General features: G+C 48.7%; 27 protein-coding genes and 1 pseudogene. 24 read left to right on the plus strand and 4 right to left on the minus strand.

Annotation, left to right across the window (positions count from 1 at the left end; translation table 11 throughout):
• The first annotated feature begins 57 nt into the window (after positions 1 to 57).
• The 5 genes from KQX66_RS15940 to KQX66_RS15960 all read left to right on the plus strand — a co-directional run bounded on the left by KQX66_RS15940 (position 58) and on the right by KQX66_RS15960 (position 3844).
• Positions 58 to 1260 (plus strand): MerR family transcriptional regulator, encoded by a 1203-nt coding sequence (locus KQX66_RS15940; protein WP_308647241.1) that lies wholly within the window; start codon positions 58 to 60, stop codon positions 1258 to 1260.
• Positions 1257 to 2219, plus strand: coding sequence for a GDP-mannose pyrophosphatase NudK (gene nudK, locus KQX66_RS15945; RefSeq protein WP_216793834.1), 963 nt, complete (start codon positions 1257 to 1259; stop codon positions 2217 to 2219). The genes KQX66_RS15940 and nudK overlap by 4 nt, the downstream gene beginning before the upstream one ends.
• 36 nt (positions 2220 to 2255) lie before the next feature.
• The gene (locus KQX66_RS15950) at positions 2256 to 2840 is read left to right on the plus strand and encodes a hypothetical protein (RefSeq protein ID WP_216793835.1); all 585 of its coding nucleotides are present in this window, start codon (positions 2256 to 2258) and stop codon (positions 2838 to 2840) included.
• An 83-nt stretch (positions 2841 to 2923) separates the two neighbouring features.
• On the plus strand, positions 2924 to 3475 hold the full coding sequence (locus KQX66_RS15955; protein WP_216793836.1) for an O-acetyl-ADP-ribose deacetylase: 552 nt from the start codon (positions 2924 to 2926) through the stop codon (positions 3473 to 3475).
• A 36-nt stretch (positions 3476 to 3511) separates the two neighbouring features.
• The gene (locus KQX66_RS15960) at positions 3512 to 3844 is read left to right on the plus strand and encodes a hypothetical protein (RefSeq protein ID WP_216793837.1); all 333 of its coding nucleotides are present in this window, start codon (positions 3512 to 3514) and stop codon (positions 3842 to 3844) included.
• 29 nt (positions 3845 to 3873) lie between these two features.
• Here KQX66_RS15960 and KQX66_RS15965 read toward each other — a convergent pair whose 3' ends face one another.
• Positions 3874 to 4470, minus strand: coding sequence for a pentapeptide repeat-containing protein (locus KQX66_RS15965; RefSeq protein ID WP_216793838.1), 597 nt, complete (start codon positions 4468 to 4470; stop codon positions 3874 to 3876).
• A gap of 159 nt (positions 4471 to 4629) precedes the next feature.
• On the opposite strand from KQX66_RS15965, the pseudogene KQX66_RS37425 reads away from it, so the two are divergent.
• The 7 genes and pseudogenes from KQX66_RS37425 to KQX66_RS15995 all read left to right on the plus strand — a co-directional run.
• A pseudogene (locus tag KQX66_RS37425) lies at positions 4630 to 4767 on the plus strand (methyltransferase); the annotation flags it as partial.
• A gap of 84 nt (positions 4768 to 4851) precedes the next feature.
• Positions 4852 to 5181: a hypothetical protein gene (locus tag KQX66_RS15970; RefSeq protein WP_216793839.1), complete on the plus strand. Its 330-nt coding sequence runs from the start codon at positions 4852 to 4854 to the stop codon at positions 5179 to 5181.
• 517 nt (positions 5182 to 5698) lie between these two features.
• Positions 5699 to 7207 carry a hypothetical protein gene (locus KQX66_RS15975; protein WP_216793840.1) on the plus strand — a complete coding sequence of 503 codons (1509 nt, stop codon included), beginning with the start codon at positions 5699 to 5701 and terminating at the stop codon, positions 7205 to 7207.
• Positions 7208 to 7242: 35 nt separating this feature from the next.
• Positions 7243 to 7665, plus strand: a complete 423-nt coding sequence (locus KQX66_RS15980) for a hypothetical protein (protein ID WP_216793841.1) — start codon at positions 7243 to 7245, stop codon at positions 7663 to 7665.
• Between the two features lie 170 nt (positions 7666 to 7835).
• Positions 7836 to 8171 carry a DUF8617 domain-containing protein gene (locus tag KQX66_RS15985; RefSeq protein ID WP_216793842.1) on the plus strand — a complete coding sequence of 112 codons (336 nt, stop codon included), beginning with the start codon at positions 7836 to 7838 and terminating at the stop codon, positions 8169 to 8171.
• Positions 8172 to 8212: 41 nt separating this feature from the next.
• Positions 8213 to 8701, plus strand: coding sequence for a cysteine hydrolase family protein (locus KQX66_RS15990; RefSeq protein WP_054971723.1), 489 nt, complete (start codon positions 8213 to 8215; stop codon positions 8699 to 8701).
• Between the two features lie 4 nt (positions 8702 to 8705).
• The gene (locus KQX66_RS15995; RefSeq protein ID WP_216793843.1) at positions 8706 to 9110 is read left to right on the plus strand and encodes a RidA family protein; all 405 of its coding nucleotides are present in this window, start codon (positions 8706 to 8708) and stop codon (positions 9108 to 9110) included.
• Between the two features lie 77 nt (positions 9111 to 9187).
• Here KQX66_RS15995 and KQX66_RS16000 read toward each other — a convergent pair whose 3' ends face one another.
• On the minus strand, positions 9188 to 9520 hold the full coding sequence (locus tag KQX66_RS16000) for an antibiotic biosynthesis monooxygenase family protein (protein ID WP_216793844.1): 333 nt from the start codon (positions 9518 to 9520) through the stop codon (positions 9188 to 9190).
• Between the two features lie 73 nt (positions 9521 to 9593).
• On the opposite strand from KQX66_RS16000, the gene KQX66_RS16005 reads away from it, so the two are divergent.
• From KQX66_RS16005 to cyoE, 4 genes are all read left to right on the plus strand, one after another.
• Positions 9594 to 10418: a LysR family transcriptional regulator gene (locus KQX66_RS16005; RefSeq protein ID WP_253957194.1), complete on the plus strand. Its 825-nt coding sequence runs from the start codon at positions 9594 to 9596 to the stop codon at positions 10416 to 10418.
• Positions 10419 to 10734: 316 nt separating this feature from the next.
• Positions 10735 to 12804, plus strand: coding sequence for a HelD family protein (locus tag KQX66_RS16010; protein WP_216793845.1), 2070 nt, complete (start codon positions 10735 to 10737; stop codon positions 12802 to 12804).
• A gap of 99 nt (positions 12805 to 12903) precedes the next feature.
• A complete protein-coding gene (locus KQX66_RS16015; protein ID WP_216793846.1) occupies positions 12904 to 13587 on the plus strand; it encodes an MOSC domain-containing protein in 684 nt (227 codons plus the stop codon).
• Positions 13588 to 13629: 42 nt separating this feature from the next.
• Positions 13630 to 14487, plus strand: a complete 858-nt coding sequence (gene cyoE / locus KQX66_RS16020; protein ID WP_308647244.1) for a heme o synthase — start codon at positions 13630 to 13632, stop codon at positions 14485 to 14487.
• A gap of 35 nt (positions 14488 to 14522) precedes the next feature.
• Here the strand turns inward: cyoE and KQX66_RS16025 are convergent, their stop codons facing one another.
• The gene (locus KQX66_RS16025; protein WP_216793848.1) at positions 14523 to 15107 is read right to left on the minus strand and encodes a LysE family transporter; all 585 of its coding nucleotides are present in this window, start codon (positions 15105 to 15107) and stop codon (positions 14523 to 14525) included.
• A 201-nt stretch (positions 15108 to 15308) separates the two neighbouring features.
• Between KQX66_RS16025 and KQX66_RS16030 the strand changes: the two genes are divergently transcribed.
• Both KQX66_RS16030 and KQX66_RS16035 read left to right on the plus strand, forming a co-directional pair.
• Positions 15309 to 15839 carry a PadR family transcriptional regulator gene (locus tag KQX66_RS16030; protein ID WP_216793849.1) on the plus strand — a complete coding sequence of 177 codons (531 nt, stop codon included), beginning with the start codon at positions 15309 to 15311 and terminating at the stop codon, positions 15837 to 15839.
• Positions 15839 to 17089, plus strand: a complete 1251-nt coding sequence (locus KQX66_RS16035; protein WP_216793850.1) for an acyl-CoA thioester hydrolase/BAAT C-terminal domain-containing protein — start codon at positions 15839 to 15841, stop codon at positions 17087 to 17089. The genes KQX66_RS16030 and KQX66_RS16035 overlap by 1 nt, the downstream gene beginning before the upstream one ends.
• A gap of 17 nt (positions 17090 to 17106) precedes the next feature.
• Here KQX66_RS16035 and KQX66_RS16040 read toward each other — a convergent pair whose 3' ends face one another.
• Positions 17107 to 17667, minus strand: coding sequence for an NAD(P)H oxidoreductase (locus KQX66_RS16040; RefSeq protein ID WP_216793851.1), 561 nt, complete (start codon positions 17665 to 17667; stop codon positions 17107 to 17109).
• 210 nt (positions 17668 to 17877) lie between these two features.
• On the opposite strand from KQX66_RS16040, the gene KQX66_RS16045 reads away from it, so the two are divergent.
• The 6 genes from KQX66_RS16045 (at position 17878) to KQX66_RS16070 (ending at position 22147) form a co-directional block, all read left to right on the plus strand.
• Positions 17878 to 18246 (plus strand): winged helix-turn-helix transcriptional regulator, encoded by a 369-nt coding sequence (locus tag KQX66_RS16045; RefSeq protein WP_216793852.1) that lies wholly within the window; start codon positions 17878 to 17880, stop codon positions 18244 to 18246.
• Complete coding sequence (locus tag KQX66_RS16050; RefSeq protein ID WP_216793853.1) at positions 18233 to 18652, plus strand: ribosomal maturation YjgA family protein; 420 nt, start codon at positions 18233 to 18235, stop codon at positions 18650 to 18652. Before KQX66_RS16045 ends, KQX66_RS16050 begins: the two co-directional genes overlap by 14 nt.
• Before the next feature lie 108 nt (positions 18653 to 18760).
• Positions 18761 to 19159 (plus strand): SRPBCC family protein, encoded by a 399-nt coding sequence (locus KQX66_RS16055; RefSeq protein WP_216793854.1) that lies wholly within the window; start codon positions 18761 to 18763, stop codon positions 19157 to 19159.
• A 164-nt stretch (positions 19160 to 19323) separates the two neighbouring features.
• Complete coding sequence (locus KQX66_RS16060; RefSeq protein ID WP_216793855.1) at positions 19324 to 19905, plus strand: DUF3238 domain-containing protein; 582 nt, start codon at positions 19324 to 19326, stop codon at positions 19903 to 19905.
• Positions 19895 to 20905, plus strand: a complete 1011-nt coding sequence (locus KQX66_RS16065) for a C45 family autoproteolytic acyltransferase/hydrolase (RefSeq protein ID WP_253957195.1) — start codon at positions 19895 to 19897, stop codon at positions 20903 to 20905. Before KQX66_RS16060 ends, KQX66_RS16065 begins: the two co-directional genes overlap by 11 nt.
• A 204-nt stretch (positions 20906 to 21109) precedes the next feature.
• Positions 21110 to 22147, plus strand: coding sequence for an ABC transporter substrate-binding protein (locus tag KQX66_RS16070; RefSeq protein ID WP_216793856.1), 1038 nt, complete (start codon positions 21110 to 21112; stop codon positions 22145 to 22147).
• The last annotated feature ends 72 nt before the right edge of the window (positions 22148 to 22219 follow it).

Raw genomic sequence — 22219 nt, forward strand, 5'->3', positions numbered from 1 at the left:
ACGTAACCGGATATAATCGCTTTAGTGTTTATGAGGGTTATGGTGGAGGGGGCTATTGTGAAAAGCGGCGACTATGCAACGACAGGACAAATTGCAAAAAAAACTGGGATCACGCTGCGAACGCTGCGGTACTACGACCAGATCGGTCTGCTGTCTCCTTCTCAGCACAGTCAGACGTCGGCGAGGCTGTACAGCAAAGAAGATCTGATTCGGCTGCAGAAGATTCAGACGTTGAAGTATATCGGTTTGACCCTTCAAGAGATCAAGGAGGTGATTCGCGAAGAATCGCTGTCCGGACATGACCTCCGAAGCTCGTTGACGGCGCAAAAAGAGACGCTCCGGCAGAAGCTCGCGCACATGGAAGTTGTGGTCAAAGCGATAAATCAAGCGTTGGTAATGATGAAGAACAAGCCTGAGGACGTGGAGTGGAGCAGTCTGATCGAGCTCATCCATGCGGTCCATTCGGAAAAAGATTGGGTCGAGCAGTACCATACCGCGACGCGTCTGCAAACGAGAATCCAGCTCTACGACAAATGTAGCGTCAATCCGATCGGCTGGCATCGCTGGCTGTTCGGGCATTTGATCGAGCAGTCCGGATGCACGGTGCTGGAAGTCGGCTGCGGCGACGGCGCTTTATGGACGCGGAACGTGGACCGGATTCCTGAAGCCTGGAAGGTAACGCTCTCGGACTTTTCGCACGGGATGCTTGAGGAAGCGCGAAGCAGCTTAGGGGAATGTAAAAAGCAATTCAAGTTTGTGGTGGCCGATGTGCAGGACATTCCTTTCCATGACGAACAGTTCGATATCGTTATTGCTAACAACATGCTTTACCATTTGCCGGACATGCCACAAGCGTTTTCTGAAATTCATCGCGTCCTAAAGCCCGGAGGAAGGTTGTTCGCTGCGACGATGAGCGAGCGGCATTTGCAGGAAGTCGAGCAGCTCGCTGTGGCGTTCGATCCCGAGATCCGTGTGCTGGACCCCGTCATCGAGCGGTTTAATTTGGACAACGGTGAGCGGATGTTATCCCCTTGGTTTTCCGAGGTTCGGCTGTATACATATGATGACCACCTGCTTGTGAGCGAAGTCGGGCCGCTCCGGGATTACATCACTTCGACTCCGATGAATGCCCGCCAGCGCTTGACGGGAGCTGTGCTGCATCATTTTGAAAGCTTTTTACATTCCATGATCGAACGTGAAGGGAAAATCCGCATTTCGAAGGATTCCGGATTTTTCTTAGGGAGGAAGCGATCCATATGACAAGACAGGGCAATCCAAAAGTACGTATTCTGAAAGAAGAGTTGTTATCGGACAACTGGTACGTCTTAAAGAAAATGACCTTCGAATATCAAAAAGAGGATGGTACTTGGGAGACCCAAGCGCGTGAAGTATACGACCGCGGCAATGGAGCGACGATCCTGCTGTATAATCGGGCGAAGCAGACAGTGGTGCTGACCAAGCAGTTTCGGATGCCGACCTATGTGAACGGAAACGAAACGGGAATGCTTATCGAAACGTGCGCGGGCCTGCTGGACCGGGAAACCCCGGAAGCGAGCATTGTACGCGAGACGGAGGAGGAGACGGGGTACCGCGTCAGCGAGATTGTCAAAGTCGGCGAGGCTTATATGTCTCCCGGTTCCGTGACGGAGATTTTGCATTTTTATACGGCCGAATACAGTCCGGGCATGCTGGCTGGAGAAGGCGGAGGGATGGAAGAAGAGCAGGAGCATATCGAGGTTCTTGAGCTCCCGTTCATCGAGGCGCTCGAAATGGTGCGAACCGGCGAAATCTGCGATGCCAAAACGATCATGCTGCTGCAGTATGCGCAAATTCACGGACTTCTTGAGCCGGAGGTCAAGCCGCTGCATATTCTTATCGCCGGACCGTATCGCTCGGGAACCGGGGACGATCCGGAGCTTCTGGAGCAAAACGTCCGCTTGATGAACGAAATCGCTTTGCAGGTATACGAAGCGGGACATTTGCCCGTTTTAGGCGAGTGGTATGCGCTCCCGTTGATCGCGACCGCAGGGTCGAAGACCATCGGAGACGATGTGTTCCATCGCATTTTTCATCCGTCTTCCATTCGGCTGCTGGATTGCTGCGATGCGGTGCTCCGGGTTGGAGGACCGTCTCAGGGAGCGGACGAGATGGTCAGAGTGGCCGAGGAGAAAGGCAAGCTGGTTTATTGGCATCTGGACGAATTGCCGAGCGTCGGGTGAAGCTGAAGAGGCCGAGATAATTTAAAGGAGTTGGCGATGAAACGATTGATTTCTCAGTACCTGTTTTTAATATTGGGCGGCGCCATCATCTTATTGGGGATGGTGTTTGCCGGGATTAACTTCTTGAACCATAATCCCGTAAACGATAGAGTCATGATAAGCGTTCCCGGCGCCAAGGAAGTGTTTTTAAAAGCAGGGAAGCATCATTTGTTTTACGAATTCGATTCGAAACAGCTTAATTTGGAAGTGCTCCAGCTTAAAAAAGAAGAGAAATTCAATAACGTATCGAGTCTGGTCGCGGTAAAGATAGTTAGAGTATCGGACAATAGCGAAGTTGTGCCGGCAAAGGATTCTTCCATGAATTTTACATTTAACGATACGAGAGGCGAATCGCTGTACAGCTTCGAGGTCGTCGAAGAAGGAGATTACAGGGTTGAAATTAATCCTACGATCGAATTGCCGAAGGCGATTACGTTTAGTCTCGTAGGGGATTTGGCAAACAGTTTGCTTGGCGTCTTTAAGCACGCGGGGATCGTTGTGTCCATATCGATTCCATTTCTGCTGATCGGGTGGTACATGTACGCCAGAGAAGCAAGAAGGAACAAACTTTTAACACGTTAAGCCGGTTATAGATTATAATAATGACAGAAACTAGCAAACAGGTGTGCTTTCCATGATGTTTTTTATTGCTTGGAGGTGCAATCATGGAAGAGATAAAGCTGCAAACGACTACCGTAAAGGTACTCCAAGGAGATATTACCAAAATCGCCGCAGATGTCATCGTGAATGCCGCCAATACAAGCTTGCTCGGCGGTGGCGGAGTTGACGGGGCTATCCATAGAGCCGGCGGCAAGCAGATTTTGGAGGAATGCAGGAAGATCAGAGCTCAGCAAGGCGGCTGCCAGGTCGGAGAAGCCGTTGTGACGACGGCGGGAAATTTACCGGCGTCTTTTGTGATTCACACTGTAGGGCCGGTCTGGAACGGCGGAAAGAGCGGCGAGGAACAGAAGTTGACGAACTGCTATGTAAACACATTGAATCTGGCCTGCAAAAATCATGCCCTCAGCATCGCTTTTCCTAATATCAGTACGGGCATTTATCGATTTCCGAAAGCTTTGGCTGCAAAAATTGCCTTAGAGGCAGTCTCCGATTTCATCCGCGGCCATCATGAGTCGAATCTGGAGCAGATCTTGTTCGTCTGCTTTGATGAGGAAAATTACCGGATTTATCGGGAGCGTTTGCGTGAGGGCTTGTGATATAAAAGGGTTAGAGTTTTTTGAAAGGGAGTAAATATGAAGGACAATAAGACAACCTACCTTGTTAAAATAGGTTATTTGCTTGACTTGACGGATCAAGAAGATGAAGAAGATATTGAGAAAAACATCTTGAGAGTAGTTTCCGATGACATCATGATAACCAATGGTAAAACCATGAAATGGGAAAGCACCTCCGCAATCAAGCTCGATCCTGAAACCATGAATTGCGGGAGGTGCTGTAACTGTAATAACTGGGTAACCGATCGGGAAAAACCTAACCCCATTTCCGAGCTAAATAACGGTGCTACAGTTGATGGGAATTTGCTGTGCGACAAGTGCTTGCCGGAAGACCATAGGTGGTCGTTTTAACAAGAGCGTGTGTGGACTATAGGCTAAGGTTAGTCGCCGTCAATCAATTGGATATCCATGCAATAGAGTAAAGATATTGCTTCGGGCAGCGTAAATTTGGCTTTCCGGATTGGATTAAGCCCCGGGTCGATCATGTAGTTGGTTGCAAAGGAGAAGTCCGCGGCCGTCAAGTTCGTCCGGTCAAACAGACTTTCGGAGAAATCCGTATAGCTCATGTCCGCTTCGGTAAAGTCGGCTTCCCTGAAGTCTACGTTTTTTGCTGTGCATTTGGTAATTACGATCTTCGGCAGCGTCAATCCGATGAAAGTGGAATGACTTAGGGTACATTCTTCGAACCGCAGCAGACCGGACGTGATTTTTCGGGGCGGAGCCATCTCGGACCAATTGATACCGATCAATTTGGAATGGGTAAAAGAAACCTGAGAGAAATCGCAGTCGAGCACTTGAATTAAACTTAAATTACAGTTTTCAAAGGTGCATCCCGAAAATTTGCAATCCTTAAAGACCGTCTCGCTGAAATCGCATTTGGTAAATGTGCAATCGTAGAACCGGACCGAGGTTACTTCCTTCTGCGAGTATTGAGCCTCCAAAAAGCGCTCGTCGTAATATTCTTCTTCTATAAACAAAACGCATCACGTTCCTTAAAGGTGTTAGAATCCTAAATTCTTCCCCAGTATATCATACTTTAATCCATCTGGAGCAGACGGGCTCTTCGTATGAGTATACCTTTAACTGAATTGCCCTAAGAGGAGAAAATGATGTCAGAATATTATTAGGATCATAAGATTGAATATCTGAGAAATACTCGTTGGTTATATTACAATGATGATTATTTGGAGTTCTTAGTAAAAACGGTCTGGAAGATCAATAAACCGGTGAACGTAATTGATTATGGCTGTGGATTCGGATATCTTGGGCTGAGGGCCTAGGACAAAAACCTGAAGGATTACAGGAAAATGTACAGCTGCCACCGTGCTCACATCTGCAGCTAACTTAATGGAGGAATTATGGAAGAGTCCGATTTTATCTCTTATGGAGGCGATTACAGAGTCCACGACAGCACGATTGTCAAGATTCAGGATAATGGACAGGAGCTTCTCATTACATTACATGGCATAGAAGGCGAAAATTTGACCCTTTATTTAAGGGACGTTTTAACAATAAATATGCATGAAGCGGAAGGCATGATGCTGTACGCGATAAGTGAATACAAGTATCCGGCACCGTACAGAAAGTTTATTTTTGCTAATTGGAAAGACAACGATGACGCCTTCTTGGAAGTGATCGCCAAAGATCTTGTATTAGAGCCTGAATTAACAAATCCGGTGGAAGGGTGATGCCGATGTCGGACAAAACACGGTAAACATGGAAGATCTTTGGACAACCAGAAGAGTGAAAGAAGGCTAAAGGCTTTTCGTTGGAGTACAAAATCAACTGCCTCAATCCTACGAGGATGAACAGCGGCTTTTCGCTACGCTCAAGACCCCATGGAATGACGGAGATTTATTTCCCCAAAGCATAGAATGAAGGAGACAACATGGAAACCTAAAGCGATCATTTTAGACTTTAGGGAAGGTTATTTATTATAATGGCGCATGGTTCCATTGCAAAGCTCCGGCCGAGACATTCATTTTGCAATTCCTGAAGCTCAAGTAAAAGATGTCGTAGAGTATTGTCATTCGTTGGATGCCGACTGGAATCTTAGCATCGAGGTCCGAAATCAATGGTTCAGTAGCAAGCCGCTGGATTATCGAGAGAAACTCGTGCGTAAAATATTGCTGGGGACAGCTGCGCAACTAAGAGGAAAAGGAATATTATGGTATTTAATAGGAATATATAGGGGAGAGGCCGTTCATGAGAGAGAGCAAAATATTACAGCAGGTTCCTCCTTCCATAGCTGCGTCATCGAAACGTACCACGATGAGCCCCCGTATGGCTGGTACGGATTGGTTTTTCAACATGTCGAAGACCGTAGGAAATCAAGCTCTTCAACGGTATCTGATTTCCGGATTCTCGAAAACACCGCGACAAGGTACTGTCATTCAGCGGGCCATTGGGGTTGAACTGGAGGTCCCTGATTGGGAAGTGAGAACTCCAAAAGGAAAGCCGTTTAAGAAATATGCGCCGCTGGTTCGCGATGACGAAAACGGTTTCACGCTATCTTCGGATGAATACGTGATGCCTACTGAAAATAGCTCGAACCTGGAATTTGTGTCCGATGCGCACGCTGACAAAGATGATTTTCTTAGATCCGTAGGGAGTATGGACAAGTTAGCTCGGCACTTGGAACAACAGCACCAAGAGAACCCTATCGTGCTAAGCGACTTGTTGAAGAGGGCTGGCGAATCGGAAACGACATCACCGTATAAGCTGAAGAATAAGGCGCATATTACGCCTCGGAAGAACCTCTTACCTTCGGTCCAAGTTACGATGGGTATTCCGCTTGGAAAGATGACATCCCTGTTCTATAAGTTGGCAAACAGACAAAAGAAACAGGAGATATCCGGCAACGAAGATTCTATGGAGAATCTGGAGACATCTAGTAATAAAGCTCCTACTAAGAAGCTGGATATTTCCTCCTATGAAGATCCTGTCGGGAAGCTATTGGCAAGATTCGAACTCATGAAAAGCACGTTTCAGGAAAGACGTACGGAGCTTGGATTTAGCGTTGAAGAGAAGATGAGTCCTCAGCTTGAGGGGCTTTCCGCCATGATTGCTTACTATCTTCGCAGCAGTTTCGTGCCGATGGGACTTCCGAGAAACCAGAAACGCCAATTTCCTAAGGGACTATTCCCTGTGCTGGCCAAGACACCTTTTCATCGAATGTTCGAACTGATTCCTGATCATGAGCTTCAAGCTATACGGGACATGAACGGCCAGATGAAGCCTGCATGGGTGGAGTGGTTTCTGGATGGAGCATTGGGGGAATATGTTACCAAAGTGAAGGGCGATGAGGACCGAGAAAAAGTACGGGAAGATATCTTTAACGGCCCGATGCTGCCGCAAAAATTTGGAGAACCGGGAGAAGAAGCGTACAGGATTGATTTAAAGCGTTCGGATTGGCTGCGAAACATGCCAACGGACGATCTTTTAACGGAACGAAACAATCCTAAGCTTAAGGGGATGGGTGTTTTTTCGGGAAAAGGGGATGTACTTGCAGAGGAGTCTGCCGATAATACGGAAGAGCTAGAAAAATATGCACCCGTTTTTGAACTGCGTGGTATTAACGGCAGTCCGAAGACAGGAACGTGGGAATCTTGGGCGGAAGATTGTTGGAGCTTCTACGAGGAGTTGGTTGGTCAAGGGGTTCGATACAAAACGCCAACGCTTAATAAACAGAAGGAGCGATGTATCCTTCAATAAGTTGGAGTTATAACCGGACGCATGGAGGCATTGATATGGGACTAGATTATAGCTATACCATTGTTATTGACGAGAAGGATGTTGATCCGCTAAGAGATTGTCTAAAAGAACATGGCGAACTATCCGGCGATTGCGCATGTATTCGATTTGAGGTAGATTCTTATGTCATGAAATATTTGGAAGGCGGCTACGATTGGACTCCGCATCACGATAGATCGGAAATCGAAAAATATATCGGGAATGACGGAAAAGCCAGAATCGGCTGTATTTATATCAAGGAACACAGATTGCCTAATGCGAGCGGAGAAGTATCCGTATCTTTTACAGCGGCTACGTCCAACATGAGTTTGCTGTTTAGGGATTCATATTCAATCCACCGATGGTTCATTCATCTGAGTAAGGAGTTTCATTCGATCCTTACCTATGTGGATTTAGAGCATGAAGGTCATAGAAATTGATTTACTACCGGGGTCAAGAAATAAATATTGAACTAAAGGGAGAAGGGCACTTAGAGATCGGCAAGAGCGAACTGCTGAGCATCATCCAAGATTTTACGGATCGTAGTCGTCATTTTTACGAGTAGAGTAGCGCAGAGAAGATTCAAGAATAGTGTAACGGAGGCATACCAGTGAAAATCCGATGTGAGTGCGGCGGTATCATTGTCGATCAAACCGATAGTTTGCCTTATAAGGGACATTTGATATCGGATCAAGATTGGTTTGATTTTTTGGATGCGATAGATCGAGCTATCGAGAAATCGGGACCGACGGATAAAGATAAGGAAAGAGCGGCAATGAGCATACGCCGACTGGCTGTGCATTTGACAAAATTGATTTATCAATGCACTAATTGCGGGCGGTTATACGTTACGAATGAAGAGGAAGAGCTTGAAACATTTCAAAATTTGAAACCGTTTGAAGGTAAAAGCATACTTGCTTCCGATAGTGGAAAAAACCAGAAGTAGAGGACTTATCTATCGTTCCAGAGGAGGAGAGCCGAAAGACTATGAAAATCGCCCTATTAATTGTGGATATGCAGACCGTCTTTCTGAAGGATAAAGAACAATCGAACATCGAAAAAGCATGCGAATACATCAATTACACGGCAGACCTGCTTCGGTCAAAGGGGCATCTTATTGTCCATATTCAAGACATTGAGGGACGGCAAGAATCCAATAAGGAGCTATTCGAAATCATACCCGAAATCAAAATAGAAGAGCATGAGACGAGAGTCACTAAGGTATTCTCCAATGCTTTTTGGAAAACAGATTTGGAACAGCTCTTATTGGATAACGAAGTCGGTCTAGTGATCGTGTCGGGATTTGCAGCAGAGCACTGCGTTCTGTTCACGTACAATGGGGCGAGGGAGAGAGGCTTTAAGACGGTCATCCTGCAAAACGGAATCGTCGGTGAGCGGGATGCCGCAGTTGAAGCAGCGTACCAGGATCGAAATATCATCTCCTATCCAGTCATCGAATCTTTCATAGGGAGCTAAAGCCATGCAAAACGAAAAGCAAACAATTTTCAGGAATCCGCAGTTGATGCCGCCTGCCAATGGCTATACACAAGTTGTGGAAGTGCGAAACGGAAGAACGATCTATGTTTCCGGGCAGGTTGCTATGAACCAAAACGGGGAATTGGTAGGGCCGGGAGATCTGGCTGCACAAACCAGGCAGGTGTTCGAAAACATCAAAGCTGCGTTGGAGTCTTCCGGCGTAAGCTTCAATGATGTTGTAAAATTAACCTTCTTTGTGACGGACATCGCCCAAATGCAGATTGTTCGCGACATTCGGGATAGCTATGTCAATACGAAAAATCCGCCTGCCAGTTCAGCCGTTGAAGTGAGCAAATTGGTGAATGAACATTTCTTGATTGAAATCGAAGCCATAGCCGTAGGCGAATAGTCTTTCATCAAGCCGAGCATCAAAGCCCTCATCTTGGACAAGATGAGGGCTATTTGACGCTTTGCGCAGCGTTCCAATCATACTTCCTTTAGGCCGTATTCTTTTTCAACTCGACAGATTCTTGTTATATAATTTTCGTACCAAATCGTTTTCCCCTTATCCTGTGCCGCCAAATGCTCTTCGTTTGCTTTCCAATTTCGAATGGCATCCAAGGACTCCCAGTATGAAACGGTTATCCCGAAACCATGGCCGTCCCGAACGCTTTCGACTCCCAAAAAGCCTGGTTGGTTGGATGCCAAGGATACCATTTTTTCTGCCATGTTCCCGTACCCGTGGTCCCCTTCCGAACGCTGACTTGAAAAGATCACGGCGTAATAAGGCGGTTGTGGTGTTTTTGCAAATGGTGTCATTTTCACGTTCTCCTTTTCTAACATAAAAAGTTTCATTCGTGAAAAGTATACATTTGGCGTTAAAATAAATAAAATGAATCTAATTTATGTAATACATAAAAGCTTTTTATGTAAGAGGGGGGCGATTGCGATAAACTTGACGAAATATGAAATATTTTGTACGGTAGTCGAATTTCAGAGTCTGACAAAGGCGGGGGAGAAACTAAACTTGACACAGCCGGCAATAAGTCACGCGGTTTCCAGTCTGGAACAAGAAATAGGATTTCCTTTGCTGATTAGAAACCGTTCCGGTATTAGTTTAACCAGTAATGGCGAACGAATACTGGAACCTATGCGCGAGATTGTCCGTTTGAATGAAAAATTGAAGCAAGAGTTTGCTTCCATCCGTGGTCTTGTAACAGGCACGGTATGCATCGGGACGTTCTCAAGTGTTTCCATCCAATGGCTGCCCGCGATTCTCAAAGAGTTTCAACAAAAATATCCATTGATTGAAATCGAATTACTAGAAGGAAATTACAACGATATTGAACAATGGATTCTCAAGGGTTCGGTCGATTTTGGTTTTATGGCATTACCCGTCTCGGGATCGTTAGAAGTGATGCCTTTAAAAAGAGATAAAATATTCTGTATTGTGCCTAAAGACCATGTTCTTCAGAAAGAGGATAAAATCAATATTGAGCAATTAAGAGAAGAGCCGTTTATCATGCCCAAGAAAGGGTGTGACTTGGATGTGAAGAGGATATTTTCAGAAAACAATATTACACCAAAGGTGAAATATGAATTAGAGGATGACCATGCGATTATTGCGATGGTGAACAGCGGTATTGGGGTAAGCCTGCTTCCTGAAATGATTTTGTCGCATATCCCGGGCAAGAAAAAACATCTCCCCTGCGGCTAAAAAGTTTATAGATTGTGTCCAATCTTGAGTAACACCAGCGGAAGCGGAGGAACACAAGAAATAACGATAAAATATGATCCTGAATTTGATGCGTAAAAACCGCCTTTAAGGGCGGTTTGCTTTATTTTATATCGTTTAAATTGGTAATTTTTAGTAAAAAATCCGTGGGGCGTACTCTATCATCAGAATAACTCATCGGAAAGAAAAAGTCTATTCTTTTTTTGCGCGATCTTTTATATTCTATATACCGCTTTTGTAGGGCATATCGCAAGCTCAAGCTCTGCTTAGGCTAACGATTCAAAAGGAGGCTGCACGAATGTTTAACGGTACGGAAGCGGAAGAGAGACGATATCTTGAGGTCATCGTTGGCAAGCTTCATCAAGCCTTGAAGGAGATGGACGATAAAGTATCGTCCACTTACGAAGCCGTCATTGAAGCCAAGAAGTACCTTTGGGACAATGCGGCTGTATTGGACCCGGCGGAGCGGGCGGCGAACCGGGTAGACGTGTCGCTAACCATCGACTTGGGGGAGAAAGCGATCGCCAAGCGCAGGCGAGTTCAAAAATTGCTGCAATCCCCCTATTTTGGGAGAGTGGACTTCAAGGAGGGGCAGCAAACGAAACCGGATTCGTTCTATATCGGGGTACATTCCTTCACCGAAGAAAACGGCCACGATAATTTGATCTACGATTGGCGCTCTCCTGTCGCCAGCATGTTTTATGATTTTGAGGTCGGCCAAGCGTTCTATTCGGCGCCCGTCGGCGAGGTGCATGGCGAGATCAGCCTAAAGCGGCAGTACAAAATCAATCAAGGCGCGATGGAATACATGATCGAAAGCTCGATGACCATCCATGACGATGTCCTCCAAAAAGAGCTCAGCGGCCCTTCGAACGAGCGAATGAAAAATATCGTAGCGACGATCCAAAAAGAGCAGAACGCCATCATCCGGAATGAAGCGGCTCACGAGCTGATCATTCAGGGCGTTGCGGGTTCGGGAAAAACGTCGGTCGCTTTGCACAGGGTTGCCTTTTTATTGTATCGGTACAAGGAAACATTAAGCTCCAGGAATGTCTTGATCATTTCTCCCAATAAGGTATTCTCCGATTACATCTCGAACGTGCTGCCCGAGCTGGGCGAAGAAAAAATTATGGAAGTGAGCCTGGAAGAACTGGCGGCCAAGGAGCTGTCGGAAATCGGCAAGTTTCAGACGTTTTACGAACAGGTGTCGGAGCTGCTGGGCGATACTGACGATGAAACGGACGAATCCGTGATCGAACGGATCAAGTTTAAAGCTACGGCCGAGTTTGTCCGTCAGATGGATGCTTTTATCCAATATGCGGATGAGCAGTACTTCTCGCCTGAGGAGTTGACCGTCGATAAGGTGACGATTTCTAAAGAGGCTCTATTCGGCAGTTATCTGGCTTCCGGAAGACTGCCTGTCAAAGCGAGATTGGAGAAGACCGCAGCCCATGTCATGGCCAACTGCAAAGACGAAGACGGAAATCGGGTCCCCGCAGCAGCTTCCAAAAAAATCAAAACGGCCGTCAAAAAAATGTTCAAATGCCAAGACGTCCTCTCCTTGTATAAGGAATTTTACCGATATTTGGGCAGGCCTGACATGTTCAAGCTAAAGAAGGGCAAGAAACTGGAATATTCGGATGTATTTCCGCTCCTTTATTTGAAACTTTATTTTGAGGGAGCGGCGCCGTTCGATTTCGTCAAGCATCTGCTGGTGGATGAGATGCAGGATTATACGCCGATTCAATACGCGGTTTTATCGAAGCTATTCAAATGCAAGAAAACGATTTTGGGCGACAGCAGCCAATCCGTGAATCCTTATTCTTCGTCTTCGCTAACCGAAATTAAGAAGGTGTTCCCCGAGGCGGACACGGTCGAGCTGTTAAAAAGCTACCGTTCGACCGTTGAAATTACAACGTTTGCCCAGAGGTTAAAGCCAAACAGCAAACTGATCCCGATCGAAAGGCATGGCGAGGAGCCGCTCATCCTGCGGTGTCACAGTCCAGAGGATGAAATGAATACGGTAGGGAGGCTGACCGGCGATTTCCTGGCGTCGGAAAATCATTCGCTCGGGATCATCTGCAAAACGCACGCCCAAGCCGAAGACGTGTACGCGAAGCTGAAGAATAGGGGGCATAAGATTCATTTGCTGGATTTCAATAGCGAGCAATTCCATGAAGGTATCGTCGTCACTTATGCGCATTTGGCCAAAGGCTTGGAGTTCGATCAAGTCATCGTGCCGTTTGCAGACGCATCGACATACCGGACGGAGCTGGATAAAAGCTTGCTCTATATCGCTTGCTCCCGGGCCATGCACAGATTGACGGTGACCTGCGCCGGAGCCATCACTCCTTTTCTAAAACCATAGGTGAGGCCTATGGTTTTTATTATAACAATTGAATTGATTGATGAAAGGGGCGGGATTATACTCTAGTCATGCAGCAAGGTGAAAGTCGGGGTGGTTAAAATGAAGCCTGTGGAAATCCTTTCGATCAATACGAGCAAGCCGGTAGAAGTGCACTTTAACAATAAAGACGTCTCCACCGGCATTTTCAAGACACCGGTCGACGGGGAGCTGTTTTTATCTTGGGTGAATTTCGAGGGGGACGGGCAGGCGGATCTTGTGCATCACGGAGGCAGGGAGAAGGCGGTATGCGTCTATCCTTACGAGCACTATCCGTTCTGGGAGAAGGAATTGCAAAGAACGTTGGAATACGGCGCATTCGGGGAAAATCTGACGGTTCGGGGACTGCTGGAGGAGGATGTTTGCATCGGCGATAGGTTTAAGCTTGGCGAAGCGATCGTTCAGGTCAGTCAACCGCGCCAGCCCTGCTACAAGCTGTCTGTACGGTACGGATTGCCCGACATGCCGCTGAAGGTTCAGGATACGGGGTACACCGGCTTTTATTTCCGCGTGCTGAAAGAAGGGGTCGTATCCCGGCGTGACGGGCTGACACGCATTTTTCCCCATCCGAAAGCCGTTTCCGTGGCCTATGCCAACCGGATCATGCACTGTGAGAAGGACCATATCGAGGGCATCAAGAAAATACTGGAAGTCGATGAATTGTCCGTCAACTGGAGAAGGACATTTCAGAAGCGCCTGGACGGGATCGAAGGGGATACCACGGAAAGACTGACCGGCAATAAATAATATAATACTCTTGAAAAGGAGGCGCTAGAGGGATTGGCGAGCGTGTGGAAAGACTGGATTTCTGTCATAAAGCCGAGAATTATGACCTCCAACCTGTTTGGCGCGTTTGCCGGATTTTGTCTTGCTTCGCGGTGGGAGTTCGAATGGCCCGGCTTGGCCTTCATGCTGATGGGGGCGGCATTAACCATTGCGGCGGCCTCGATCGGGAATAATTACTTGGACCGGTTCCGGGATGTCCACATGGAGCGGACAAGAAACCGGCCGCTGCCCGGCGGACGGCTGAACCCCCGGATCGTAGCGGGGGCCGGAATGGCAGCGGGCTTGGCCGGCTTGGCCGTTCTGTACGTATTCGTGAATCCGTTAAGCATGGCGCTAGGCTTCGTCGGCATCTTTGTCTACGTAGTGATCTATACGGCATGGCTGAAGCCGACGTCGACATGGAGCACATCCGTCGGAGGGATTTCCGGGGCGATGCCGCCCATGATCGGCTACTGCGGGTTTTCCAATGAGTTGAATCTGGGAGCATGGCTGTTATTTCTTGTCATGTTCTTATGGCAGCCCCCGCATTTTTGGGCGCTTGGGATCTTGAAGAAGGACGAGTACCGGGCGGCGGGCTATCCGCTGCTGCCCGTCGTAAAAGGCGTCCGCCGTACCAAATGGCAAATGCTGCCCTATGTCGCAGCTTTATTTCCGGTGACTTATTTGCTGTATGCTCACGACCGGGTCGGTGTCGCTTATTTACTGATCTCTATCGTTCTGCTCGGCATTTGGTTTTTGCAATGCCTCAGCGGCTTATTTACGAAGGACGACCGGGGTTGGGCGAAAGCCAGCTTCAAGTTTTCTCTGTATTATTTAACTTTGTCGTTTTTGATCATTATCGTCGAAACAGCTTGGCGATAGCCCCCGGAGGCGCTCTGAACGCTTGATCGCGCAGTCTATAAGAAGATCGAGATTGCGCTGTACAGCAGCAACAATCCCATGGCGATATGAAAGGGCCGTTCATAGTTGGCCAAAAACTTTTGAAACAACGAACCGAACACCGCCCACATGAACGTGGACAAGAATCCGACAAACGCAAGCAGCATAGAAAAGAGCAGCAAGCTTAGACCGGACTTGTAGAACGGAATGACGAAGGTGGAGATGGCCGTAATTCCGTACAGAATCCCATTGGGATTAATAAATTGCAAAATAAATCCCGTAAAGAACGAGTTTAACGTGTCGTTAGCTTGTTCTTTATTTTCCGTTTTACTAGATTTCATAATTTTGAAGGCGAGATAAGCCATATACAGACTCCCCAACAGGTTCATCACAAACTTAATCCGCGGGATGTAATTGTACAAAATGAGATTGAAAAAGCTCGACAACAGCATAATGGCAAAAAATCCGACGGTGACGCCAAAAATAAACCGAAATGTTTTTCGTAGTCCGTGTTGATTCGCGTTGGACATCGCCATGATGTTATTGGGGCCGGGCGTGAAGCTCGTCGCAAGGATGTACGACAGGAAAGGAAGGATAAGCATCAATCGCACCTCTTATGTATGTTATAGTAAATTAATTGTACGTTATGACATATTTACGTGCGTTATGATTATACAACAAGAATGCGATGTAACACAATCGTTATTTCAAGGGAGTTTGTTTGCTTGCGTTTTTTCGCGGTACATGCTATTTTTTAGTTAAATTTGTTTATTCAAATTTGAATAAAAATTGAGGTGACTGCGGTGATCCGCTTAATCGTGCTGGGCATGCTGGCAAGACAATCGATGCACGGCTACGACCTGATTCAGCAGTTGGAGAAAGACCGGGTCGATTTATGGTCGAATGTACTGCCCGGGTCGATCTATCATGCGCTGCGGCAGCTGGCCAAGGAAGGCTGCGTGCAAATCCGGGATACGGAGAGGAGCGGCAATAAGACGAGAGCGGTGTACGAAATCACGCCGCAAGGCAGCGAGCTGCTGCTGAGCTTAATCGCAGAGACGATGAGCGTCCCGTCCACCGAATTCCCTTCGGCCTTCTACGCGGCTCTGTTCATGCTGGGCCGGCTGCCGAAGAAGGAAGTGATCCGGTGCCTCGATCAGCAGATGGCAGGGCTGGAGCACAAAATTGCGCTTTGGAACAAGGGTGAGCCGGGTAAAGCGGAGCTATCCGGTAACCCTCGGCTTGTGCGGCAGGTGTTTGCCAACGGCATCGCCCATATGGAGCTGGACCTACAGTTATTGAAGCAAATTAAACAGGACTTGGAGGAGTCATGATGGAACCGGTATGGAGCATCGGGCAGGCGACGAACAGGATCGACGGAACTTTGGAGCTGGGGATCGGGTATTTAACCCCTGGGCAAAAGATCATGTTGGAAGCATTCGCGCAAGACGATCTGGGGCAGGCGTGGCGTTCCTACGGCATATTTCGGGCCGACGATCAGGGGACGGTGGATACGGCGAGGACGGCTCCCGAAGAGGGCACCTACAGCGGAATCGATGTGAACGGATTGCTTTGGTCGATGCGTCAGGACGGTTCCGTCCCCGGTTACTTTATGAAAAGCAGCAGTGCGCCGCATGCGGTCATCTTCCGGTTGTCCTCCGACGGCGTCTTGCTTGGTGAACGCACCGTCGACCTTCATTTTGTATCCGCCGATGTTCGGGTAACGGAAATTACGGAGCCGTTCGCGGGCAAATATTTTTGCCCCGAGGCTTCGGAACGCGAACCGCTTCCTGCCGTACTGGTGCTGGGCGGATCGGCCGGCGGCTTGCTATGGTCCGAGCAGATGGCCGCTCTCCTGAGCGCGCATGGCTTCGCGGCGTTGGCGCTGGCCTATTTCGACTGGCAGGGCCGCTCGGGCCTGCCGAACCAGCTTGCGGAGGTGCCGCTTGAGGCTGTGGACCGCGCGATGCGCTGGCTGCAGGCGCAGCCGGGGATTGACTCCGCCAGAGCCGGAGTCATGGGCCTTTCCAAAGGAAGCGAGCTGGCGCTGCTCCACGCTTCCATGCACCCGCAGGCTGTCCGGGCCGTCGTCGGCTATTCGCCTGCGTCTCATGTATTTGAAGGCATCAGTATCGCGCCTGTCAGCCGCCGATCCTCCTGGACGCACGAAGGCCGGCCGCTTCCGTATCTTCCGTACCCCGGCGGGCCGAAGAGCTGGACCCCTGCCGAGCTTGCGCAGTTGCGGAAGCTCCACGAGCAGGCGTTGGAGATTTCGACGGACGAGGAGCTGGAAGCGGCCCGTATCCCGGTGGAAGCGATGCGCGCCCCGGCGCTGCTGATTACGGGCGCGTATGATGCGACATGGCCGGCCGCCGAAATGGCAGAGGGAGTGCTGCAAACGCTGAAGAAGTGCGGATACCGCTGGGAAGCGCGTCACGAGCATTTTCCGGAGGCGGGCCATCTCATTGACATTCCGAATCTGCCGGTGACCGCAGAGCATGGAGTTCGGGCCGAAGCTGCGGCTGCTGCGGCCCGCGAAGCGTGGCGGACTGTGCTGACCTTTTTGCAGAGACACCTTGCCTGATGGGGCAAGGTTATTTCTTATTCATACTCCCGTCCCAACTGATAAGCGCGTTCCAGCAGACTCGCAATATGCTCCTCGGATTCCGACAGGGTGTCGTATAATAGCTCAACCCTGGATTCCTGCACTCGGGCGTAGCCGGACACCAGTACATTGAGATAATGCTTCAACGTTCCCTCGCGGTTGTATTTTGACATATGCTCTTGATCCCCGCCGGTCAGGCAGATCCACAGCACTTTTTTGTTACCCATTTTCCCGAACAGCCCCATGTTCCATACTTTGTCCAAGTACCCTTTAAGCATCGAGGGTACGCTGTACTGCCATAACGGGAACACGAAAACGAGCGTGTCCGCCGCCGCAATCCGGTCCATTTCCTTGCGAACCTCGGGAGCGTAGATTTTGTCGGGATTGATCCAATCTTTCTCATCTTCAGCCGTATACAAAGGATTGAATCCGTCGTGGTCCAAGTCCAGCAGATCCACTTCGTGGTTGTTTTGCTTCAAGCCTTCGACAAAACGGTTCATCACAGCGTGCGTAAGAGAATTTTTGCGGGGGTGAGTGACGGTGACAAGAGCTTTCATGGGTTAACGACCTTCCTTTGTGTCATATTTCCCGGCGGCTGCTATGGATCACGGTTGACGCGGTAGTCAATGGCCGGTTACAGGTGCTATTATGAGTGATATAAAATATCATGTGAAGTACGCACTTCAAAGTACAGTAGGTACTTTCAGGTTCTGCAGTATTTTTTTTATACTGATCGTATTATCTTGGGAATTCGGGGGAGTGCTACCTTGAAGAAATATCGCATTGGAGTAGAGGTCACGCTGGAGGTCATCGGGGGAAAATGGAAGAGCATCATCCTGTATCATTTGACAACCGGAAGAAAGCGCACCAACGAGCTGAGAAAATTAATTCCCGCCATCACCCAAAAAGTGCTGACGCAGCAGCTTCGCGAGCTCGAAAAGGATGGCATCGTCAACCGGACCGTTTATTATGAAATTCCGCCTAAAGTGGAGTATGAGCTTAGCGAATACGGCTTGAGCTTGAAAACGGTGCTGGACAGCTTCTGTATGTGGGGAGAAAATCATTTGGACAAAGTGTATGGAGACAAATCGGCCGTCTTGGAGTGCTGGCCGGACGATGCTTATGAGCACATTTAACGACAGTACCGTGCGGCAATGGAGAGCCAGGGTCGCCTATATCGCGGCCGTTTTCGCCGCCATGGCATTGGGCTTAGGGTCCAGAGCGTTCGCCGACCGGCTGCCGGTCTTTGTGGCAGAGCATGTTGGCGATGCCTTGTGGGCCTGCATGATCTACTTCGGTTTTCGCGCCTGCTTTGCGCATAGGAAGATCTCATTCGCGCTGTGGTGCAGCCTTGCCTTTTGCTTTGCGATCGAGTTCAGCCAGCTGTATCAGGCCGATTGGATCAATCAGATCCGGGCGACAACTCTTGGGGCTCTGGTATTGGGAAAAGGCTTTTTGGCGGCGGACCTCGTCCGGTATAGCGCGGGAATTGCCGTCTCTTCCCTGCTCGACGTTGCTTGGCCCTGGCGCAAGCGCTCGTGATTATGGCGGATGTCCGATTTGTTCAATCTTTTGGCTGCCGGATGAGTTACAATACCGGTATGGCTTGTTAAAGCCGAGACGCCAACCGAAAGGAGAACGTGATACACAATGACCCTGCTGTCTTCCAAAACAATAAGCATATCCATTGAGCGCCGGCCCGAAGAGGTGTACGATTATATAACGAACCCGGTGAATTTTCCGGAATGGGTAACGTCCTTTGTGCAATCGATCCGGAGATCGGGAGAGGACTGGATCGTCGAAACGACGGAAGCTCCGATCACGCTCAAGTTCGTGGACAACAACGATTACGGCGTGGCGGATCATTGGGTAACCGTCGCCACCGGACAAACGATCCTGAATCCGATGCGGGTCGTTCCCAACGGCTCTGGCTGCGAGGTGGTCTTCACGGCGTTCCGGCAGCCCGGGATGTCGGACGAAAGCTTCGCGAACGATACGGCGATGATCGAGAGCGACTTACGAACGTTAAAGCGGATCATGGAAAAGTAATTTTTTGAACGGGAGATAACCGCCCATCGATGGCATGATGCGTCGAGGAGCGGTTTTTCTTTTTGGTTCATTAGGCAGGAAAACCGAATCATAAGGAGAAACTTTCCATATGGTATATATAGTTGAAAGTGCTGAGATGATTAAATAGGCGAGGGGTTTTTATTATGGCAGAATTAATCAAAATTAGAGGCAGTGTGTTTATCGGCGGTATGCTCTATCTGCCCCCAATTCAAGATCCGTCAACAGGCATGATTTATGAATATCAGGCGGATGCCAGGGAATTCACTCCGCACGCGGTAAACACCGGGCGTTGCCGTGTGGAGCAGGAAGTCGTCATCGACTTCGTGAAACAACGGATTACATCTTTTGCCAATACGGGTATCACCGTGCTCAAATTGACAGCGCCGGACGGTTCCGTCGAGTACAAACAAGGAAAAGCGTCTACAGACGGTATTCGTGTTGAAGACGAGGTGTGGAACGGGGATACGGTATCGTTAACCATGCGTGCGAGCGCAAGCAATCCGCTTCGTCTTGATGCGCCGACGGTAGACTACTCTCTGCAGATTACCGCGTATAAGGATGGCACCGTGCAGGTGAAGGGCAGCCATGACGGGTTTCCTTGCTACGAGTTCTATAAACAAGTGGATTTTGGGGATTTTCAACTCCTATACGCCCATGACTTTCGGAAGACGGGCGATACGCCAGCCGCAATGGCTGGGGAGATGGAATATCATTTTGAAAAATGAGGTGGGTAAGCAGCGGGCCATTACTTTAAAAAAGAACTATCCGGAGGATGTCACTTATTATATCAGCCCCATGGAAGGACAGGATTATATAGCAGCGGCAACTGCTCATAAGCGAATGATGTTGATTGACAAAATATGTCCCGGCTTTGTGGATGAAATACAAGGATTTGCCGATGAAGTAGGTACAGAGCCGGAAAAAATGATTTGCTATGCGAATTCATATCACAGCTCCCATCATTGCTGTCAAACTGCAGTGCTTCCTTCAAATACAAGCGATGGCCATTTTTATGTCGGAAGGAGCTATGAATATTTTGTAAGAGATGAAAGAAGCTTATGCATCACCCGGGTAACGGGAAAACCAAAACATATTGGTTTTTCGCTGCAAAATGCGGGGAGAATGGATGGGATCAATGAATATGGACTCGTAGTTTCCATGTCCAGTACTGCTTATTTGAAGCCTCTCGCTGGGGATGGATGCGAGTTTTGGGTCGCCATTCGCGCCATTTTGGACCGTTGTAAAGATGTGTATGAAGCCCAGTGTCTGCTTGAAGAAATACCGTTATGTACGAATGCGAATTTTTTGGTCGCGGATGCCTCTAATCATGCTTCTGTATTCGAGGTGGCGAGCTTTTCATCAGACAAAAAAAGAATTTCTGTGCGGAAACCAGTTGGTGGTTTATTGGTCGCCACAAATCATTATGTGAGTCATGAAATGAAAGAATTTGATGAACATCACTTTTGGCATTCCGAAATGCGCTATTCTTCCGTGTGGAATTCGTTATTGCGGGATGCTCCTTATATCAATGATGAAAAGATGAGGAAGTTACTGTCCACTCCATATCCATATGGTCCATGCTGTCAGGTTAGCTTTGGACCGCCGGATAGGAATCCATGGTATGAAGTTGATATGGACGCACCAATCGGGCTTGAAGAAATAGTATGCAAATATGATGATGTAGAAATAGACAACCCAGAACAATTTTGGAGAGAAATGAATTAATGGAGCAGTGTGCACTTGCATGGTTTGCCGAAACGAAACCAAAAAACTAACTTTGCGTTTGTATAAAAAACGAGGCCGGAATGTGCATTGTCAGAAGCAAACGGCGGGCGCTACAATGGACGGGAACGAATTGAGAATGAGAATCATTATATATTCGAAGCTTTATTCGTTACATTGCAGCTTACTTGGGAGAGGATCGGAGTCATGATAAGGCAATGTCGCGCAGCCGCTGCATGGATGGCCGTATGGCTGGTCCTGATGGCCGCTTTAGCCGGATGCGGAGCCGGGCAAGGGGGGACGGAGGGAGAACCGCTGCCGAAGGAAAAGCAAGAGAATGCCAAGCCGAATGCGGAGCAAACGGACAAGGCTACTGCCGGCGGCAAAGACGCGAAGGAGCAAGCCGGCAAGACCCGGAAGGTGAAGGATCACTTCGGCGAAGTGGAGATTCCGGTGAAGCCGCAGCGGGTAGCGGCTCTTTATTTGGAGGACTATGTGACGGCGTTAGGCGTGAAGCCGGTTGTACAGTGGTACCATCCGAATTGGGGCAAGCAGGATTATTTGAAGCTGGATGCTCCGACCTTCGACTACAGCGGCAATATCGAAGCGCTGCTAAGCTACAGTCCGGATTTGATTATTGTGGATGGCGGGGCGGATGCCGCCAAGTATGAGATGTTTTCCAAAGTGGCGCCGACTTACCGGCTGCCCGATTCCATCCTGCAGAACACGCCTGAAATTTTGAAGACGGTGGCCGATCTCCTGGGTGTTCCGGAGAAGGCGGAGTCGCTTCTGGAAGCTTACAAGAAAAAGCTTGCCGATGCCAAAGGGAAGCTGGAGAAGGCCGTGGGGAAAGAAACGGTGGCCGTTCTGCGCTTGAATGTAGGAGAGAAAACGATCAATTTTCTCGGCATCGAGAACATGTTTGTCGGCTTGACTCTTTATAAGGATCTTGGCTTGACGCCGCCGAAGCTGGTGAAGGAAATGAAGTCGCCGATCGATTATATCTCGATGGAGAAGCTTCCCGAATTAGGGGCGGACCACATTTTTATTTTGCCCTCGAACGGGACTTGGGGCTCCGATGAAAATAAAGAAGCGGTCAAGCTGCTGGACAACCCCATCTGGAAGTCGATCCCCGCGGTCAAAAACGGGAAGGTATATCAGGTGGAACGAACGTATTGGCAGACGGGCGCTTATCAAGCCAATCTGTTAAAGATCGACGACGTTCTCCAATCGCTGGTGAAATAACGGGCATTGCAGGTATGGGGATCAAGTGATCAAGCAAGAAAGCGGAAAGCTCTTCGGCGGGGTTGAAGAGCT

This window comes from Paenibacillus oleatilyticus, from assembly GCF_018998565.1.
In the GTDB taxonomy this organism is placed as follows: domain Bacteria; phylum Bacillota; class Bacilli; order Paenibacillales; family NBRC-103111; genus Paenibacillus_G; species Paenibacillus_G oleatilyticus.

Coding starts and splice junctions, on each gene's coding strand:
- KQX66_RS16070 (WP_216793856.1), top strand. CDS start 21,110: ATGATAAGGCAATGTCGCGCAGCCGCTGCATGGATGGCCGTATGGCTG.
- KQX66_RS16055 (WP_216793854.1), top strand. CDS start 18,761: ATGACCCTGCTGTCTTCCAAAACAATAAGCATATCCATTGAGCGCCGG.
- KQX66_RS15995 (WP_216793843.1), top strand. CDS start 8,706: ATGCAAAACGAAAAGCAAACAATTTTCAGGAATCCGCAGTTGATGCCG.
- KQX66_RS15970 (WP_216793839.1), top strand. CDS start 4,852: ATGGAAGAGTCCGATTTTATCTCTTATGGAGGCGATTACAGAGTCCAC.
- KQX66_RS15990 (WP_054971723.1), top strand. CDS start 8,213: ATGAAAATCGCCCTATTAATTGTGGATATGCAGACCGTCTTTCTGAAG.
- KQX66_RS15960 (WP_216793837.1), top strand. CDS start 3,512: ATGAAGGACAATAAGACAACCTACCTTGTTAAAATAGGTTATTTGCTT.
- KQX66_RS15975 (WP_216793840.1), top strand. CDS start 5,699: ATGAGAGAGAGCAAAATATTACAGCAGGTTCCTCCTTCCATAGCTGCG.
- KQX66_RS16015 (WP_216793846.1), top strand. CDS start 12,904: ATGAAGCCTGTGGAAATCCTTTCGATCAATACGAGCAAGCCGGTAGAA.
- KQX66_RS16040 (WP_216793851.1), bottom strand. CDS start 17,667: ATGAAAGCTCTTGTCACCGTCACTCACCCCCGCAAAAATTCTCTTACG.
- KQX66_RS16060 (WP_216793855.1), top strand. CDS start 19,324: ATGGCAGAATTAATCAAAATTAGAGGCAGTGTGTTTATCGGCGGTATG.
- KQX66_RS15950 (WP_216793835.1), top strand. CDS start 2,256: ATGAAACGATTGATTTCTCAGTACCTGTTTTTAATATTGGGCGGCGCC.
- nudK (WP_216793834.1), top strand. CDS start 1,257: ATGACAAGACAGGGCAATCCAAAAGTACGTATTCTGAAAGAAGAGTTG.
- KQX66_RS16050 (WP_216793853.1), top strand. CDS start 18,233: ATGAGCACATTTAACGACAGTACCGTGCGGCAATGGAGAGCCAGGGTC.
- KQX66_RS16035 (WP_216793850.1), top strand. CDS start 15,839: ATGGAACCGGTATGGAGCATCGGGCAGGCGACGAACAGGATCGACGGA.
- KQX66_RS16005 (WP_253957194.1), top strand. CDS start 9,594: ATGAATCTAATTTATGTAATACATAAAAGCTTTTTATGTAAGAGGGGG.
- KQX66_RS16025 (WP_216793848.1), bottom strand. CDS start 15,107: ATGCTTATCCTTCCTTTCCTGTCGTACATCCTTGCGACGAGCTTCACG.
- KQX66_RS16010 (WP_216793845.1), top strand. CDS start 10,735: ATGTTTAACGGTACGGAAGCGGAAGAGAGACGATATCTTGAGGTCATC.
- KQX66_RS16000 (WP_216793844.1), bottom strand. CDS start 9,520: ATGACACCATTTGCAAAAACACCACAACCGCCTTATTACGCCGTGATC.
- KQX66_RS15980 (WP_216793841.1), top strand. CDS start 7,243: ATGGGACTAGATTATAGCTATACCATTGTTATTGACGAGAAGGATGTT.
- KQX66_RS15955 (WP_216793836.1), top strand. CDS start 2,924: ATGGAAGAGATAAAGCTGCAAACGACTACCGTAAAGGTACTCCAAGGA.